Origin of the sequence: Amycolatopsis minnesotensis (assembly GCF_039529815.1) — a bacterium.
GTDB lineage: Bacteria > Actinomycetota > Actinomycetes > Mycobacteriales > Pseudonocardiaceae > Amycolatopsis > Amycolatopsis minnesotensis.
Genome location: NZ_BAAANN010000002.1, coordinates 124,357 through 140,103 on the forward strand (window position 1 = coordinate 124,357; position 15,747 = coordinate 140,103).

Annotated in this window: 16 protein-coding genes and 1 riboswitch; of the genes, 9 read left to right on the plus strand and 7 right to left on the minus strand. The window is 70.8% G+C overall.

Translation table 11 applies throughout. The features are described 5' to 3' along the window. Positions 1-235: 235 nt before the first annotated feature. On the plus strand, positions 236-1,882 hold the full coding sequence (gene thiC / locus ABD256_RS02640; RefSeq protein WP_344412942.1) for a phosphomethylpyrimidine synthase ThiC: 1,647 nt from the start codon (positions 236-238) through the stop codon (positions 1,880-1,882). Beyond that, positions 1,879-2,706, plus strand: coding sequence for a bifunctional hydroxymethylpyrimidine kinase/phosphomethylpyrimidine kinase (gene thiD, locus ABD256_RS02645; RefSeq protein WP_344412944.1), 828 nt, complete (start codon positions 1,879-1,881; stop codon positions 2,704-2,706). The genes thiC and thiD (ABD256_RS02645) overlap by 4 nt, the downstream gene beginning before the upstream one ends. Before the next feature lie 332 nt (positions 2,707-3,038). Here the strand turns inward: thiD (ABD256_RS02645) and ABD256_RS02650 are convergent, their stop codons facing one another. Continuing rightward, positions 3,039-4,052, minus strand: a complete 1,014-nt coding sequence (locus tag ABD256_RS02650; protein ID WP_425546365.1) for a phosphatidylinositol-specific phospholipase C domain-containing protein — start codon at positions 4,050-4,052, stop codon at positions 3,039-3,041. Positions 4,053-4,167: 115 nt separating this feature from the next. Here ABD256_RS02650 and thiD (ABD256_RS02655) point away from each other — a divergent pair, with 115 nt between their 5' ends. Continuing rightward, positions 4,168-4,998, plus strand: coding sequence for a bifunctional hydroxymethylpyrimidine kinase/phosphomethylpyrimidine kinase (gene thiD / locus ABD256_RS02655; protein ID WP_344412948.1), 831 nt, complete (start codon positions 4,168-4,170; stop codon positions 4,996-4,998). Between the two features lie 42 nt (positions 4,999-5,040). Here the strand turns inward: thiD (ABD256_RS02655) and ABD256_RS02660 are convergent, their stop codons facing one another. Continuing rightward, complete coding sequence (locus ABD256_RS02660; protein ID WP_344412950.1) at positions 5,041-6,291, minus strand: lipase family protein; 1,251 nt, start codon at positions 6,289-6,291, stop codon at positions 5,041-5,043. A 324-nt stretch (positions 6,292-6,615) separates the two neighbouring features. Here ABD256_RS02660 and ABD256_RS02665 point away from each other — a divergent pair, with 324 nt between their 5' ends. The 3 genes from ABD256_RS02665 to ABD256_RS02675 all read left to right on the plus strand — a co-directional run bounded on the left by ABD256_RS02665 (position 6,616) and on the right by ABD256_RS02675 (position 8,706). After that, entirely contained in the window at positions 6,616-7,371 is a 756-nt protein-coding gene (locus ABD256_RS02665) for a hypothetical protein (RefSeq protein ID WP_344412952.1), read from the plus strand. 153 nt (positions 7,372-7,524) lie between these two features. Continuing rightward, entirely contained in the window at positions 7,525-7,764 is a 240-nt protein-coding gene (locus tag ABD256_RS02670; protein WP_344412954.1) for a hypothetical protein, read from the plus strand. Positions 7,765-7,890: 126 nt separating this feature from the next. Further along, positions 7,891-8,706, plus strand: coding sequence for an ion transporter (locus tag ABD256_RS02675; protein ID WP_344412956.1), 816 nt, complete (start codon positions 7,891-7,893; stop codon positions 8,704-8,706). Between the two features lie 7 nt (positions 8,707-8,713). Here the strand turns inward: ABD256_RS02675 and ABD256_RS02680 are convergent, their stop codons facing one another. The 4 genes from ABD256_RS02680 to thiO all read right to left on the minus strand — a co-directional run bounded on the left by ABD256_RS02680 (position 8,714) and on the right by thiO (position 11,810). Then, a complete protein-coding gene (locus ABD256_RS02680) occupies positions 8,714-9,145 on the minus strand; it encodes a MarR family winged helix-turn-helix transcriptional regulator (RefSeq protein ID WP_344412958.1) in 432 nt (143 codons plus the stop codon). A gap of 575 nt (positions 9,146-9,720) precedes the next feature. Further along, on the minus strand, positions 9,721-10,497 hold the full coding sequence (gene thiG / locus ABD256_RS02685; protein ID WP_344412960.1) for a thiazole synthase: 777 nt from the start codon (positions 10,495-10,497) through the stop codon (positions 9,721-9,723). Position 10,498: 1 nt separating this feature from the next. Beyond that, the gene (gene thiS, locus ABD256_RS02690) at positions 10,499-10,699 is read right to left on the minus strand and encodes a sulfur carrier protein ThiS (RefSeq protein WP_344412962.1); all 201 of its coding nucleotides are present in this window, start codon (positions 10,697-10,699) and stop codon (positions 10,499-10,501) included. A 4-nt stretch (positions 10,700-10,703) separates the two neighbouring features. After that, positions 10,704-11,810: a glycine oxidase ThiO gene (gene thiO / locus ABD256_RS02695; protein ID WP_344412965.1), complete on the minus strand. Its 1,107-nt coding sequence runs from the start codon at positions 11,808-11,810 to the stop codon at positions 10,704-10,706. Continuing rightward, positions 11,808-11,915: riboswitch (TPP riboswitch) on the minus strand. (Overlaps the previous gene by 3 nt.) Positions 11,916-11,945: 30 nt before the next feature. On the opposite strand from thiO, the gene thiE reads away from it, so the two are divergent. Then, positions 11,946-12,611 (plus strand): thiamine phosphate synthase, encoded by a 666-nt coding sequence (gene thiE / locus ABD256_RS02700; RefSeq protein WP_344412967.1) that lies wholly within the window; start codon positions 11,946-11,948, stop codon positions 12,609-12,611. A gap of 63 nt (positions 12,612-12,674) precedes the next feature. On the opposite strand, the gene ABD256_RS02705 is transcribed toward thiE, so the two are convergent. Further along, the gene (locus ABD256_RS02705) at positions 12,675-13,505 is read right to left on the minus strand and encodes a hypothetical protein (RefSeq protein WP_344412969.1); all 831 of its coding nucleotides are present in this window, start codon (positions 13,503-13,505) and stop codon (positions 12,675-12,677) included. A 245-nt stretch (positions 13,506-13,750) separates the two neighbouring features. Here ABD256_RS02705 and ABD256_RS02710 point away from each other — a divergent pair, with 245 nt between their 5' ends. Both ABD256_RS02710 and ABD256_RS02715 read left to right on the plus strand, forming a co-directional pair. Next, positions 13,751-14,701, plus strand: a complete 951-nt coding sequence (locus ABD256_RS02710) for a threonine ammonia-lyase (RefSeq protein WP_344412971.1) — start codon at positions 13,751-13,753, stop codon at positions 14,699-14,701. 110 nt (positions 14,702-14,811) lie between these two features. After that, the gene (locus ABD256_RS02715) at positions 14,812-15,708 is read left to right on the plus strand and encodes an esterase/lipase family protein (RefSeq protein ID WP_344412973.1); all 897 of its coding nucleotides are present in this window, start codon (positions 14,812-14,814) and stop codon (positions 15,706-15,708) included. Positions 15,709-15,747 lie beyond the last annotated feature (39 nt).

Genomic DNA, 15,747 nt, shown 5'->3' on the forward strand with positions numbered 1-15,747 from the left:
CCCGGATCGACCGGATCCGCATGGGCTGAACCGGTGAAATCTTCACCTGCTACGGAGGAAACCCGGTCTTGAGTAGTTGACGGGCGCGTGGCATGGTCGGGGGACAACTGCAGAAACAGACAGCGGGAGCTCGCGCTTTGGCGGGCTGAGAGGGTGGCTGGTGTCCGTATCCCGGACCCGGTGCCGCCGACCGCATGAACCTGACCGGGTAATGCCGGCGTAGGGAGTGAATGTCTTGACGACGCTGGAAAACAACGCCCACGTGCAGCCGAGCGTGACCACGGGGCCGATCGTCGGAAGCCGCAAGGTCCACCACCGCACCGAATCCGGGCTGCGGGTGCCCGCCCGCCGGATCGACCTGTCGAACGGGGAGCACTTCGACGTCTACGACACCTCCGGCCCGTACACCGACACCGAGGCCGAGATCGACGTCCACAAAGGACTCTATCCGCTGCGGGCGGGCTGGGCCGACGGCCGCGAGCACAAGACGCAGCTCGGCTGGGCCAGGGCGGGCGCGGTGACCAGGGAGATGGAGTACATCGCCGCGCGCGAACGGCTCGACCCCGAGTTCGTCCGCGACGAGGTGGCGAGCGGGCGCGCGGTCATCCCGGTCAACCGCAAGCACCCCGAGAGCGAGCCGATGATCATCGGGAAGAACTTCCTGGTGAAGATCAACGCGAACATGGGGAACTCGGCCGTCTGGTCCTCCGTCGAGGAAGAGGTCGACAAGATGGTGTGGGCCACCCGCTGGGGTGCCGACACGATCATGGACCTGTCCACCGGCAAGCGGATCCACGAAACGCGCGAGTGGATCGTCCGCAACTCGCCGGTGCCGGTCGGCACGGTGCCGATCTACCAGGCGCTGGAGAAGGTCAACGGCGAGCCGGAAAAGCTCACCTGGGAGATCTACCGCGACACCGTGATCGAGCAGTGCGAGCAGGGCGTCGACTACATGACGGTGCACGCGGGCGTGCTGCTGCGCTACATCCCGCTCACCGCGAAGCGGGTCACCGGGATCGTCTCGCGCGGCGGGTCGATCATGGCCGCGTGGTGCCTCGCGCACCACCGGGAATCGTTCCTGTACACGCATTTCCGCGAGCTGTGCGAGATACTGCGCGAGTACGACGTCACGTTCTCGCTCGGCGACGGGCTGCGCCCCGGCTCGATCGCGGACGCCAACGACCGCGCCCAGTTCGCCGAGCTGGAAACCCTCGGCGAGCTGACGCACATCGCCCGCGAGTACGACGTGCAGGTGATGATCGAAGGCCCCGGCCACGTGCCGATGCACAAGATCCTGGAGAACGTGCGGCTCGAGGAAGAGCTGTGCGGCGAGGCGCCGTTCTACACGCTCGGTCCACTCGCGACGGACATCGCGCCGGCCTACGACCACATCACCTCCGCGATCGGCGCCGCGCAGATCGGCTGGGCGGGCACCGCGATGCTGTGCTACGTGACGCCGAAGGAGCACCTCGGGCTGCCGAACCGGGACGACGTGAAGACCGGGGTGATCACCTACAAGATCGCCGCGCACAGCGCCGATCTCGCGAAGGGGCACCCGCACGCGCAGGAGTGGGACGACGAACTGTCCAAGGCGCGCTTCGAATTCCGCTGGAACGACCAGTTCAACCTGGCGCTCGACCCGGACACCGCGCGCGCCTACCACGACGAGACCCTGCCTGCCGAGCCCGCGAAGACGGCGCACTTCTGCTCGATGTGCGGGCCGAAGTTCTGCTCGATGCGGATCACCCAGGACATCCGCAAGTACGCCGACGAGCATGGACTGTCCACTGTGGAGGCGATCGAGGCAGGCATGCAGGAGAAGTCCGCCGAGTTCGGTGAGCACGGCAACAAGGTCTACCTGCCGGTGGTCAGCCAGCCGTGACGGTGACCTCTCGGACACCCCGCACCGCGCTGACCATCGCCGGCTCCGATTCCGGCGGTGGCGCGGGCATCCAGGCCGACCTGCGCACGTTCTTCGCATGCGGGGTGCACGGGCTCGTCGCGCTGACCGCGGTCACCGTGCAGAACTCCCTTGGCGTGCAAGGGTTCTCCGAGGTGCCGGTGGACACGGTGACCGGCCAGATCACGGCCGTCGCCGAGGACATGGGCGTGGACGCCGCCAAGACGGGCATGCTCGCCACCGCCGAGATCATCTCGGCGGTGGCGAGCACCCTCGACGAAGTCCACATCGGACAGTCGTACGAGACGCCGTTCGTGGTGGACCCGGTCGCCGCGTCCATGCACGGCGACGCGCTGCTGCGCGAAGAGGCGCTCGACGCGATCCGCACCGAGCTGTTCCCCCGCGCGACGCTGGTGACGCCGAACCTGGACGAGGTCCGGCTGCTCACCGGCGTCACCGTGACGGGCCGGGAATCCCAGCGCGACGCCGCGAAGGCGCTGCTGGAGTTCGGCCCGCGGTGGGTGCTGGTCAAGGGCGGGCACCTCTACGACGCGCCGGACTGCGTGGACCTGCTCTCCGACGGCACCCGGTTCGTCGAGCTGTCGGGGCCCCGGCACGACACGGAAAACACCCACGGCGGCGGGGACACGCTGGCCTCGGCGATCACCGCGTCGCTGGCGAAGGGCCTCGGCGTGCCGGACGCCGTCGCCGAAGGCAAGCGGTTCATCGAACGCGCGGTGGCCGAGTCCTACGCGCTGGGCAAGGGGGTCGGCCCCGTCTCCCCGTTCTGGCGGCTGGCCCCCTGAGCGCGGCTTTCCGGGTCGACGGCGAGGTGCGCGAACGCGGTGCCGCCGCCCGTTCCGCCGGGGTGGCCAGCGAGGTATGGGCCAGTCCAGATCGGCGCCGGTCCGTGCCCGCGGCGGTGTCGGCCGGGTCGTGCTGCTCTCGCCGGACTCGGTGGCCCTGCCCGGCCGCACCCGGGCGGGTTCGCCACGATCTCGCCGGGCTGGGCGGCCACGTGCCCGCGCCGCTCGCCGAGGCGGTGCTGGACTACTGGGCGCGGCAACCCCCCGGAAGTGGCCTGACGCCACTTTCCACACCCTCGCGGGCGTGCGCACAGGGCCGCTGATGCCCTGAGTCACCCCCGGGGCAGGACCTTGCCGAGCACCGGCGAAAGGCCTGCCCAGTCGGAAGTGAGCACGGACGCGTGCGCCTTCGCGAGCTGCGCCGCCCGGTCGGAAGCTTGCCGCTCGGTGGGGTTGCGCGAGTCGATCTTGGGGGTCACGTTGTGCGCGTCCGTCATCACCAGCAGGTAGTGGTTCCGGTCGTAGAAGGACGTGTCGATCCCGGTGACGTAGGCGCTCGCGTCGCCGTCGAACGCGACGAACCACGGCCGCAGGCCCGCGTCGGAGTACCTGGTGCGCGGGTCGCCGCCCGCCGCGCCGTGCACGGCGGGGAAGATCTGCCCGTCGCCGAGCTTGCCCGCCGCGGCGAGCGAGCGCAGGTGACCCGCGTACTCGACGTCCGTTTTGAGCGTGTCGGTCGGGTTGCCCTCCTCGACGGTGCCCGGGATGACCTCGACGATCACCTTGCCCTTCAAGGCTTCGCGCGACGGCCAAGCGTCCGATTTGGACGCTTCGTCGAGCGAGGCGTGCCCGCCGAGCAGGTCCGACGGCCGGTAGACGGCGCTGCCGAGGTGGTCGCGGAAGGTCCGGTCGATCTGCTCGGGGCCGAGGCCCGTGTTCGCGGAGAACCCGGTCTTCATTTCGAGCTTCAGCACGAGCGGGCCCTTGTCCGGGTGCGCGGCGAACCAGATCCTGATGTCGTCGAGGCAGTGCTCGAGGTTCTTGTTCCTGCCGCCGGTGTACAGCTCGGCGGGCGAGGACGCCGCGACGCAGTTGTTCCCGTTGCCGAACGGGTTGCTGTGGCTGACCTTCCACTCCTTGGTGAAGATGTCGGGCCACACGTCCAGCTCGATCAGCCCGGTGCCCGCGTCGAGCGCGCGGGCGAGGTAGTCGTAGGTGCCGGTCTCGTAGGTGTTGTGCACGCCGACCGCGGTGCCGCCGGAGAACTTCGCCGGATCGGCGTTCGCCGTCCCCGCCAAGGCGCCGGCCACCAGTACACCCGCCGCAACCACCGCGAACCGCCGCATAGGTGAATTCCCTTCGAGTACGCCCCCGTCCCACACTCTGCCCAGTAGGCCACCACCTCGCTAAGAAAGGGCAACCGGTTGGCTTACAACGGAAGGCGGGAGGGAAACTGGGGGGATGACAGCAGCCAGTCCCCCGTCCGCGCTCACCATCGCGGGCTCCGACTCCGGCGGGGCCGCGGGCCTGCAGGCCGATCTGCGCACGTTCCTGACCTGCGGCGTGCACGGGCTCGTCGCGGTCACCGCGGTCACCGTGCAGAACACCCTCGGCGTGCACGACCGCGCCGACCTGCCGCCGCATATCGTCGCCGGCCAGATCGGCGCCGTCGCCTCCGACATGGGCGTCGGCGCGGCCAAGACCGGCATGCTCGCCTCCGCGGAGATCATCCACGCGGTCGCCGCCGCCTGCGACGAGCACGAGATCGGCCGCGACCACCGGATCCCGTTCGTCGTCGACCCGGTCGCCGCGTCCATGCACGGCCACCCCCTGTTCGACGAGGACGGCCTCGCCGCGGTCCGCGACGAGCTGCTCCCCCGCGCGACCGTGCTGACGCCGAACCTCGACGAGGTCCGCCTGCTCGCCGGGATCGAGGTCCGCGACCGCGAGCAGATGTACGCCGCCGCGGTCACCCTCCAGCGGCTCGGGCCGCGGTACGTGCTGGTCAAGAGCGGGCACCTGCTCGACGACCCGGAATGCGTCGACCTGCTCTTCGACGGCTCCACCTTCGTCGAGCTGCCCGGCCCCCGGTTCGGCACCCCGCACACGCACGGCGCGGGCGACACCATGGCGTCCGCGTTGACCGCGGGCCTCGCGCGCGGCATGACCGTCCCCGACGCGGCGCGGTTCGCGAAGAAGTTCGTCAGCAGGGCCGTCGAGCACTCCTACCCGATGGGCGCGAAGGTCGGCCCGGTCTCCGCGTTCTGGCGGCTGGCCCCGGAAGCGGATTGAGCGCGCGGGCGGCTCCCGTCGCGGGGAGCCGCCCGGCCCCGCTCACCCCTGCGCACCACCGCTGTCGTTGAGCTCGGCCTCGATCCAGCGGGCGAGTTCCCCCGCCTCCGGTGAATCCAGTTCGTCCGGCGCCTGCACCGGCTGGTCCAGCACGACGAGCACCGGCGGGCCGGAGTCGGCGGAGACCTCCGCGAGATCGGCGGGGGCCTCGACGCCGTTGCGTTCGAGCACCGCCTTCAGCTCGGGGGTCCAGATCGTTTCGTTCCCCTCGGTCAGGAACCCCTCGGGGATGTCCAGCCCGTCGATGTCGAAGAACTCCGCGTACGCGTCCTGGTGCTGGTAGCGCACCTGCGTACCCCACTTCCCGGCGTGGTCGTGGCTGAACGAGCCCTTGAACGACAGCGCGTCCGGTGCGATGTGGCGGTACCGGCCCGCCGCCCACGACCACGCCGCGGCCGCGTGGAAGAGCCCGGGGACGGGGTTCGGCACGCCGTGCTCGTCGTAGTACCTGGCCGCCGCCTGCATGGACGGCGGCTCCCACGAATTGGGCACGACGTCCAGGCTGTTCGAGTACCGGGTGACCGCGTCCAGCCGTTCGCCGAGGTACTCGGCGAAACCGGCGTTGCCGGGCGTCGGGCCGCCCGTGGACAGCACCGAGATCGCGGCGTTCTCCTGGATGTCCCAGCCGGGCAGCAAGGCGGGCACGAGCGTCGTCTTCTGGGTGTTGCGCAGCCACAGCCCGAAAACGGACGCCAGCGTGCCGCCGAGGCTGTGCCCGCCGACGGTGATGCTCACACCGTCCTTCGGCAGGTCCTTCAGGAAGTCGCGCAGCGTCGACCCCACGCCGGGCCGGTCCCCTCCCGCGGTGAGCTTCTTGAGGACGTTGAGCCCGGTCGCCGCGCCAGGTGAGACCTTGACCTGCCACCGCTCCGGCGCCTGCACCCCGCGGACGAACCCGATCTGCGGGAGGATGTTGAAGTTCTGGAAGATCCAGGCGACCGTGTCCGGCGGATTGGTGCCCGCGATGCCGACTACGTACCGGGACGGGTCTTCCTGGCTCTGCGCCAGGTACATCGCGTTGGTCACGATCGGCTGGAGCGGGGACAGCTTGACGCTCGGGCCCCACACCACCCGCCAGCTCCCGAGCTGCTCCCGGTTCCGTTCGAGGTAACTGGTGATCTCGTCGTGCAGATAGCTTTCCAGGCCGTCGCGGGTGCCTTCCCGTTCCGCGGCGAGGTTCGCGTACAAGGACACCCAGAAACTGATCTTGTCCGGCAGGCTCGGTGACGTCACGCGTACTCCTCGAATCAGTGGTATCGATTGATGGCACGGGAACTCTTCGCGCTTTTCCATTATCGTCGGCGCGCCACGGAATCTGTTGAGCCACCCGGGCGAACACCTTTGCAGCACACGGGAAACACGGATTATTACGCCATTCCGTGGGTCGTCCGGCAATACCCGTTCCGGCCTTGCCGGTACCCGCCGCACAGGTATCGAGCCGCAGTGGTCCACCGTTTCGGGAATTGCCGGAACCGACCGGATTCCGGCGGGCGCGCGCACGGCCGCCCGCGCGGTGTTACACGGCAAACGGGCTGTCCGTCCGCTCGAATGGCAGAATTGACGGCAGCGACGGCGGGGGTGTGCATGCACGGGTACTGGCTTGGCGTGACGGGGGCCGCGCTCCTCACCGTCGCGCTGCCGATCGTGTGGGAGACGCTGGTCCGCAGGCCGCCCGCCGCGGCACGGGCGCAGGGCTGGGCGGTCGCGCTCGCGGTCACCGTGCTCGGCACGGCGGCACTGCTGGACTGGGCTCGTGTCCCGGCTGGCTGGCTGCTCGCACTCGTGCTCGTGGGGGAGACCGGCGCGGTCGCATTGTTCCGCACGGCGCGCCGCCGCTGGCTCCGATGGCAGCACACCGAGCAGGAACGCTTGTACACCAAGGAAAACCTGGCGTCCGGGCCGTGGCAGATCTGGACGCGCCCGCACCGCGAGCGCCATTCCGTGCCGTCCTCGCGCGTGGACCGCTGGCTCGCCGCGGACGGCCCGGCGCCGACCGCGGGCTGGTGGCACCACGGCGGCCTCACCGTGGGGGCGCACGGGCCGGCGCTGCTCGACGCCGCCGGGGTGCCGCACCGCCTGCCCGAGGCCGTCACGACGATGATCCACCTGCCGGTGCCGCACGCGCTGCTGCTCGTCGACGACGCGCAGACCCTGCTGGCCTGGCTGCCCACCGCGGGCTTCGCCGATCCCGAACTCCGCGAGTACTGCCGGGTCGCGGGCTGGCGCTACGCCGACCGCATCGGGTTCGGCCACGAAGACCGGCACGCACTCGACCTCCGGCCGTGCGTCGCCGACACGGCGGCGCACGGCTGACGGCCGGCCGTCCCGAAAGTCCGCGAGGACAGCGCCGAGGGACCGTTCGGGCAGTGTTGCCCCGCGACGCCGCCGAAGCCGCGGCGCCTTGGGCATCGTTCCCGTCGAAACACCCGATCAGCACCTCCCAACGAATCGAGGAGTCCCCACCTGATGCGCAAAACCATGCTCTCGATCGCGGCCGGTGTCGGCATCGCCGCCACGAGCCTGCTCACCACCGGCACCGCCTCGGCGGCGACCTGGGCGTTCGCCGGGGTTTACCCGTCGGTGCATGCCTGCTCGGTTGCCGGGAACGCGGGCTTCCCGCAGGGCCGCTGGGTCGGTTTCCGGTGCGACAAGCGCGTCGACAACGGCTACGTGCAGTACGAGCTGTGGACGCAGACGACCTACTGACCCGGCTGAGCACCCGACCCGGGTGTGCCCGCCCGTGCGCACGGGCGGGCACACCCGGCCGCCACACCCCCGCTCGATAGCATCCGGTCGGCTATTGCGGTTCCTTTACCGGACTAGGGGGCGGTCTTGACCGGACGCGACCGGGTGGCGCGGCTCGTGGAGAGCAGGCGGTTCGGCAACTTCATCATCGCGGTGATCGTGTTCAACGCGGCGACGCTGGGCATGGAGACCTCGACGAAGCTGCTCGCCGAGTTCGGCGGCCTTCTGCACGTGCTCGACCACATCGCGCTGGGCGTCTTCGTCGCCGAACTGCTCGCGAAGCTCTACGCCTACCGCGCCCGGTTCTTCCGCGATTCCTGGAACGTGTTCGACCTGGTGATCATCGGGATCGCGGTGATACCGGCGACCGGGCCGTTCTCGGTGCTGCGCGCCCTGCGCGTGCTCCGCGTGCTGCGGCTGATCTCCGTGGTGCCCTCGATGCGCAAGGTCGTGTCCGGCCTGCTCACCGCGATCCCCGGGATGGCCTCCATCGCGGCACTGCTCGGGCTGATCATCTTCGTCGCCGGGGTGATGGCGACGAAGCTCTTCGGCGGCATCTCGCCGGACAACTTCGGCGATCTCGGCACCTCGCTGTTCACCCTGTTCCAGGTGATGACCGGTGAGGCGTGGCCGGACATCGCGAAGGAGATCATGGCGCAGGCGCCGATGGCGTGGATCTTCTTCGTGGTCTACATTCTGGTGTCGAGCTTCGCGGTGCTGAACCTGTTCATCGCGGTGGTGGTGAGCGGGATGGAGAGCGAGCTGCGCGAGGACATCCGCGAGGAAGAGGCGAAGCAGGCCGAGGAGCAGGCAGCCGCGAACCGCGAAATCCTCGGCGAGCTGCGCGCCCTGCGGGCCGAACTCGCCGAGCTGAAGGCCGGGGCTCGTCAGCCCGCGAGCTGACGAGCGCTCACTCCTCGTCGGAAATGAGCGCTTCGAGCGCGGGAAGGGCCGACGTCAGCGCGGCCTTCAGGTCGTCGGGAAGCCGTTCGAGGCGCCGGTCCAGCTCGTGGATCCGGGTGGAGCGGACGCCGGAGATCATCCGGACGCCCTCGTCGGTGACCGTGGCGAGCCAGGCCCTGCGATCGACCGGATCGGCCTCGCGTCGCACATGACCGGACTCGACGAGCGAGGCGACAATTCTCGACATTGTGGCCGCCGCCACACCTTCTTTCGCCGCGAGATCGCCGAGCCGGAGCTGCCCGTAATGGCTCAGCGTGGCCAGCGCGGAGATCGCGCCGTGCCCTGGACCGGGCGTGCCTGCCTGCCGAAGCGAGCGGGAAAGCCTGCCCACCACCAGAAACAACCTGCCCGAGACATCCTGCGCGGACGACGTGGTCATGGAAGCTCCTGGAATGGTCGAGTCGGACAAAGCGCCGACAACCATACGGGGCCGGGCGACAGAATCAGGTAAAGGCTGAGCGTGGCGGATTACGGTTTCGTCCCGTGCTCGCCGCTCGTCCCCGAAGCCGCGGTGACGGTGCGGTGTTCATGGCCCGAAGGTCATCTTCGGGGCGTCCAGGTCCCCCGAGATCACCTTCAGGGCAAGGACGCGCCGATTCCGGCGAAGCGGGTGGAACCTACGCGCAGGCCCGCCGGAGGACTCTCGTCCGATGATCCCTGAAGGCGTCCTTCACGGAACCTGACGCCGCGAACTCGACCCTCGCGGCGCGCGGCATGGCGGCTCACCCGCACACGTCCCGAAGGTCACCGTGCTGACGGGTGCGCGCCGATTCCGCCGCGATGGGTGGCGGAAGCGCGGAGCCGCCCGGGACCTGATCCCCGAAGGACGCCTTCGGGAGATCTGACGCCGCGAACTCGACCCTCGCGGCGCGCGGCATGGCGACCCCGATGCCCCGAAGGACACCTTGGCGGCACCAGACTCCCCCAAGGGCCCCTTCAAGGCATACGGCGAAGCTAGCGCGGCGGGCTGGAGGCGTGCGCCCAGAACCGCTGGGGCACCCGGCCGCTCGCGCGCGCCAGCCTGCCCGCGACCACCGCGGACCGCATCGCGTACGCCATCCGCTCCGGGTCCTGCGCCCTGGTGACCGCGGTCGAGAGCAGCACCGCGTCGCAACCCAGCTCCATCGCGAGCGTGGCGTCGGACGCGGTGCCGATCCCGGCGTCGAGCACCACCGGCACCCCCGCCCTCGACACGATCAGCTCGATGTTGTGCGGGTTCCGGATGCCGAGGCCGGTGCCGATCGGCGCGCCGAGCGGCATCACGGCCGCGCAGCCCGCCTCTTCGAGCCGCAGTGCCAGCACCGGGTCGTCGTTGGTGTAGACGAACACGGTGAACCCGTCGGCGGCCAGCCGCTCGGCCGCGTCGAGGGTTTCGACGGGATCCGGCAGCAGGGTGCGCTCGTCGGCGTGCACCTCGAGCTTGATGAGATCGGTCTCCAGCGCCTCGCGCGCGAGCTGGGCGGTCAGCACGGCTTCGGCGGCGCTGCGGCAGCCCGCCGTGTTCGGCAGCAGGCGGATTCCCAGCCGCCGCACCAGGTCCAGCACGCCGGAGCCGCCTTCGACGTCGGCGCGGCGCATCGCGACGGTGGTCAGCTCGGTACCGGAGGCGACGAGCGCGCGTTCGAGCACGCTCAGGTTCGCCGCGCCACCGGTGCCGATGATGAGCCGGGACGCCAGCTTGTGGCCGCCGACGACGAGTTCGTCGCCGGTGCCGTCGAAGAGTTCGGTCATGTCAGCCTCCTTGCACCGCGGTGAGCACTTCGACCTGGGCGCCCGGCGCCAGTACCGTGTCCGCCCACGCGCCGCGCCGGACCACCTGGCCGTCCACCGCCACCGCGACCCCGCGCGGCTCGGTGCCCAGTTCGGCGAGCACCTGGGCCACGGTGGCGCCGTCGGCGAAGGGCCGCCAGTCGCCGTTGACCCGTAGTTCCATCGGGTCACGCTCCTTCCGGGATCATCGAGTGCGCCCTGGCCGGTGCCGTCGGCCCGACGTGCGGCGGGAGCGGTGCCCCGCCGAGCATCGCGAGCACCGCGTCCGCGGTGACCGGCGCGAGCAGCAGGCCGTTGCGGTGGTGCCCGGTCGCCGCGAGCACGCCCGGCTCCAGTTCGCCGAGCACGGGCAGCGTGTCGACGCTGGCGGCGCGCAGCCCGGCGGCGATCTCGGTCAGCTCGTACTCCGCGATCGCCGGGAAGACCCGCTCGGCGCCTTCCAGCAGCTCACGAACGCCCTTCGCGGTGACCGCCTCGTCGAAACCGGCTTCGTACTGGGTCGCGCCGAGCACGATCTCGCCGTCGGCGCGCGGCACGAGGTAGATCGGCCTGCCTTCGACGACGGCGCGCACCGTGCGATCCGGCGGGGGAAGGCAGCCCCTCGCCGGTTTCAGCCGCAGGATCTCGCCCTTCAGCGGGCGGACGAGCCCGGCCAGCGCGGGGTGCAGGCGGCCGCTGCGGGCGCCCGCGGCGATCACCACCGCGTCACACCGCAGCTCCGCACCGGCGACGACCGCGCCGGGACGGATCCCGGTGACCTCGCGCGGCACGAACTCGACACCGCGCTTCCGCGCGGCAGCCAGCAGCGCGGTGAGCAGTTTCCGGTTGTCCACCGCGAGATCGCCGGGCACCGACAGTCCACTTCGGACGGACAAGCCGGGTACCAGCCTGCCCAGCTCGCGGCCGGTCAGCGACTCGGCCGAGCGGCCGAGCGCCACCAGGTACTCGCCGAGCACCCGGAGCTGCTCGGCGTCGGCGCTGTCGTGCGCGACGACGACGGTTCCCGCCAGTGACAGGCCGGGGTCCCCGCCGTCGGCGGCGAGGTCCTCGGCGAACCCCGGCCACCGCCGGAGCGACTCCTGGCCGAGGTCGAGGGTGTCTTCCTCGCCTGGCCACGCCTCGGTGACGGGGGCGAGCATGCCGCCCGCGACCCACGACGCGCCCCGGCCGGGCTCCGGATCGACGAGGCGTACCCGGTGGCCCGCCGCCGCGGCGCGCCACGCCACGGACAGCCCGATGACACCACCACCGGCGATCACGATGTTTTCGCTCATACTTCCGATCACGCTCCCTGCGCCGGCATTACCCGGATCAGGTTCCACGGTCGGAGCGGTGCGGCTCCCTCTCAGCCCGTGCCTCGGGCTCCCGTGCGGACCACCCCACCGTAGCGCGCGGGCTACCGTGGCGCCATGCCTGGCTTGACTGGTGAACAGATCCGGAAACGACTCGACGACGCGCGCCTGTACCTGTGCACGGACGCCCGGGAGGACCGCGGTGACCTGGCCGGATTCGCCGACGCGGCGCTTTCCGGCGGCGTCGACGTCATCCAGCTTCGTGACAAGGGCGCCGACGGCCCGCTGGAGGCGAAGCGCGAAATCGCCGCGCTGGAGGTGCTCGCCGAGGCGTGCGCGCGGCACGGCGCGCTGCTGTCGGTCAACGACCGCGCGGACGTCGCGCTCGCCGTCGACGCGGACGTGCTGCACCTCGGCCAGGACGACATCCCGGTGCCGCTGGCCAGGCGCGTGCTCGGCGACGACGTGGTGATCGGCCGCTCCACCCACTCCGAAGCGCAGGCGCGCGCGGCCTCGCGCGAGGACGGCGTCGACTACTTCTGCACCGGCCCGTGCTGGCCGACGCCCACCAAGCCGGGCCGGGACGCGCCCGGCCTCCCCCTGGTGCGCGCGGTCGCCGAAGCGGGCACGGCGCGGCCGTGGTTCGCGATCGGCGGCATCGACGGCGAACGGCTCCCGCAGGTGCTCGAAGCGGGGGCGACCAGGATCGTCGTCGTGCGGGCCATCACCGGCGCCGAGGACCCGGCGGCCGCCGCGCGCGCCCTGCGCGGACGCTTGGCGTAAGCACGCCGCCGAACACGAAGGACGGCCCCGGCGATGGCACGCCCGGGGCCGTCCTCGCGCTGGTCACCTGGCGTTGTCGTCACCGGTGCCGTTGCCCGTGTTGCCGCCGTTGCCGCCGTTGCCGCTGTTCCCGCTTCCCGGAGTCGGCGGTGCCTCGGACTTCGTCGGCGTCGGGGTGTCCGACGACTTCGGCGTGCTGGGCTGCGTCGACGGGGCCGAACTCTCCGGTGGCCGCTGCTGGCCGCTCGTCGGCGGCGCCTGCCGCCGGCTGCTCGGTGACGTGCTCGGCGAGCCGGTCTTGTCCTCGCCCGGGTTCTCCCGCGACGGCGCGGGCTGCTCAGGGGTCTTTTCCTGCTGCTTCCCGCCGCCGAACAGGTGCCCGGCCGTGGTCCCGTTCCCGCCGGAGATGGCGTTGCCCGTGGTCAGCTCGAACCCGGTGATCAGCACGATCGCCGCGACGAACGCGGCCGCGCTGGTACCGATGATCAGCGGCCACCGCAGCTTGCGCAGCCTGCCCGGCTCGTCCGGCGGCGGCATCGTCTCGCCCGGTTTCGGCAGTTGCACGGTCGCGTCACCGTCGAGGCCCGGCCTCGGCAGGTGCACGGTCGCCTGCTCGTCCTGGTCCGCCGTCGGCCAGCCGGGCGCGCCGTGCCGCGCGGTCCCCCGCTGCCGCACCGGCATGGCCCTGGTCGCGCGCGCGTCCTTCACGGCGAGCGCCTTCGCCAGGTCCTTCGTGCGCTGCGCGGCTTCCTTCGTGCGGTGCAGCGAGCGCAGGTACAGCTCGCCGCCGACGGTCGTGATCACGCTCGCGATACCGGCGCCGACCACCGTTCCCGCGACGCCGATCGTCGAGCCGAGCACGGCGGCGGTCACCGCCGCCAGCGCGGCGGCCACGACCTGTGCGATCTTGATACCCGACTTCTCCGATGAAGCCGTTTCCTGCTCAGTCTTTCTGTCACCCTCCCCGGGGGAGGCAGCTGATTTCGACATGGTTCCGATCTGGTAGCCCGCGGACGTCTTCTTTACCCAACGGTTATGTCGTCTGGGAAGGTTCCCTCGTTGCCCGGCAGTGAGCAGGACCACTCCGAATGTCCACAATGGACTGGCTTGCGTTCACAATTCCTTGACATACTCAGGACATGAATCTGGTGACGATCGAGGAAATCCGCGCGGCGGCGGGCAGGATCGGCGCGCACGCGCTGCGGACGCCGCTGCTGCCGCAGCCGTGGGCGACCGGCTCCCCGCTGTGGCTGAAAGCCGAAAGCCTGCAGCAAATCGGCGCGTTCAAGATCCGCGGCGCGTTCAACGCGATCGCTTCGCTCGACGAACCCGCCCGCACCCGAGGCGTCGTCGCCTATTCGAGTGGCAATCACGCGCAAGCGGTGGCTTTCGCGGCGAAGCAGTTCGGCATCCCCGCGGTCATCGTGGTCCCGGACGTCACCCCGCGCATGAAGGTCGAAGCCACCGCCGCGCACGGCGCCGAAGTCGTCGAAGTGCCGATGGCCGAACGCGAATCGCGCGCGTACGAAATCGCCGGAGAGCGCGGGCTCACCCTCGTGCCGCCGTTCGACCACCGCGACGTGATCGCGGGCCAGGGCACGATCGGCCTGGAAATCGCCGAGGACCTGCCCGAGGTGGAGGTCGTGCTGATCCCGGTGAGCGGCGGCGGCCTCGCGTCGGGCATCTCCGCCGCGGTCAAGGCGCTGAAGCCGTCGGTGCGGGTCTTCCTCGCCGAGCCCGAGCTCGCCGCCGACACCGCGGAAGGCCTGCGCACCGGCGCCCGCGCGGACTGGGCGCCGGACCGGCGCGCCCGCACGATCGCCGACGGGCTGCGCTCGCAGCCGTCCGAGCTGACCTTCGCCCACCTCCGGGCGCACGTGGACGGGATCGTCACGGTCAGCGAGGACGAGATCCGCGAGGCCGTGCGGACGATCGCGCACAGGTCCCGGCTGATCGCCGAGCCGAGCGGGGCCGTGTCGACCGCGGCCTACTTGTTCCACCCGGACGAGCTACCCCAGGGCAAGACGGTGGCGGTGCTTTCCGGCGGCAACGTGGATCCGCGCCAGCTCGCCGACCTGCTCGCCTTGTGACCGGTCACGAGAACCGGCCCCGGACTCTGGGCGACACCCGGTGTTATCCAGATCACTCGCGATCATGATGTGACCCAGTCATTACCCGCGAGTAGGAGGAGAGCACCCCTATGTACGACCACAGCTCAGGACGGCGGCGGGTACGCGTGCTGGCGGCCGCGGTACTCACCGCGGCCGCCACGCTCGCCGGGCTCACTGTCGCGAACGGCCCGGCCGAAGCTTCGGGCTTCCCGCCACCGGAGAGGATCAACAACTGGTCGTGCGAACCGGCACCGGAGCATCCCGAACCGGTCGTGCTGGTGCACGGCATGGGCGCGAACGGGGTCGTGAACTGGCTGACCATGGCGCCCGCGATAGCCGGGCAGGGCTACTGCGTCTTCACACCGACCTACGGCGCCGGGCTGCTCGGCACGCTCGCCGGTGGGCTCCAGCCGATGCGGAAGAGCGCGGCGGAGCTGAGCGACTACATCGACAAAGTGCTCGACAAGACCGGCGCGGCGAAAGTGGACATCGTCGGGCACTCCGAGGGCAGCACCGTGCCCGCCTACTACCTGAAGCACCTGGGCGGGGCGGCCAAGGTCAAGCACTTCGCCGGCTTCGGCGCCAACTACCGGGGGACGACGTTGAGCGGGCTAAACGCGCTCGCGAAGGAGCTCCTGAAGCTGCCCGGGATCGGCGACCTCGTGAAGGCGGGCTGCGGGCCCTGCGACGAGTACCTGCCCCCGTCGTCGTTCCTCGACGAGCTGGCCGAAGGCGGCATCTCCGTGCCGGGGCCGACCTACACCAGCATCGTCAGCAAGGGCGACGAGGTGGTCACGCCGTACACGAGCGGAGTGCTCGGCGAACCGGGGACGACCGACATCGTGCTGCAGGACGAGTGCCCGTCTGACCACGTGGGCCACCTCGGCCAGGCCGTCGACCCGAACGTCCTCGCGCACGTTCTGAAGGCGCTCGACCCCGAGCACGCACCGGCGCCGAAGTGCACCCCGTTCTTCCTGCCGGTGTGAGTCTTCTTCCCGGCACGCTCGTTGTCCCCAACAGGTTGT

Coding starts and splice junctions, on each gene's coding strand:
- ABD256_RS02650 (WP_425546365.1), bottom strand. CDS start 4,052: ATGCGGCGGTTCGCGGTGGTTGCGGCGGGTGTACTGGTGGCCGGCGCC.
- thiD (WP_344412948.1), top strand. CDS start 4,168: ATGACAGCAGCCAGTCCCCCGTCCGCGCTCACCATCGCGGGCTCCGAC.
- ABD256_RS02670 (WP_344412954.1), top strand. CDS start 7,525: ATGCGCAAAACCATGCTCTCGATCGCGGCCGGTGTCGGCATCGCCGCC.
- ABD256_RS02680 (WP_344412958.1), bottom strand. CDS start 9,145: ATGACCACGTCGTCCGCGCAGGATGTCTCGGGCAGGTTGTTTCTGGTG.
- thiG (WP_344412960.1), bottom strand. CDS start 10,497: ATGACCGAACTCTTCGACGGCACCGGCGACGAACTCGTCGTCGGCGGC.
- thiS (WP_344412962.1), bottom strand. CDS start 10,699: ATGGAACTACGGGTCAACGGCGACTGGCGGCCCTTCGCCGACGGCGCC.
- thiO (WP_344412965.1), bottom strand. CDS start 11,810: ATGAGCGAAAACATCGTGATCGCCGGTGGTGGTGTCATCGGGCTGTCC.
- thiE (WP_344412967.1), top strand. CDS start 11,946: ATGCCTGGCTTGACTGGTGAACAGATCCGGAAACGACTCGACGACGCG.
- ABD256_RS02710 (WP_344412971.1), top strand. CDS start 13,751: ATGAATCTGGTGACGATCGAGGAAATCCGCGCGGCGGCGGGCAGGATC.
- ABD256_RS02715 (WP_344412973.1), top strand. CDS start 14,812: ATGTACGACCACAGCTCAGGACGGCGGCGGGTACGCGTGCTGGCGGCC.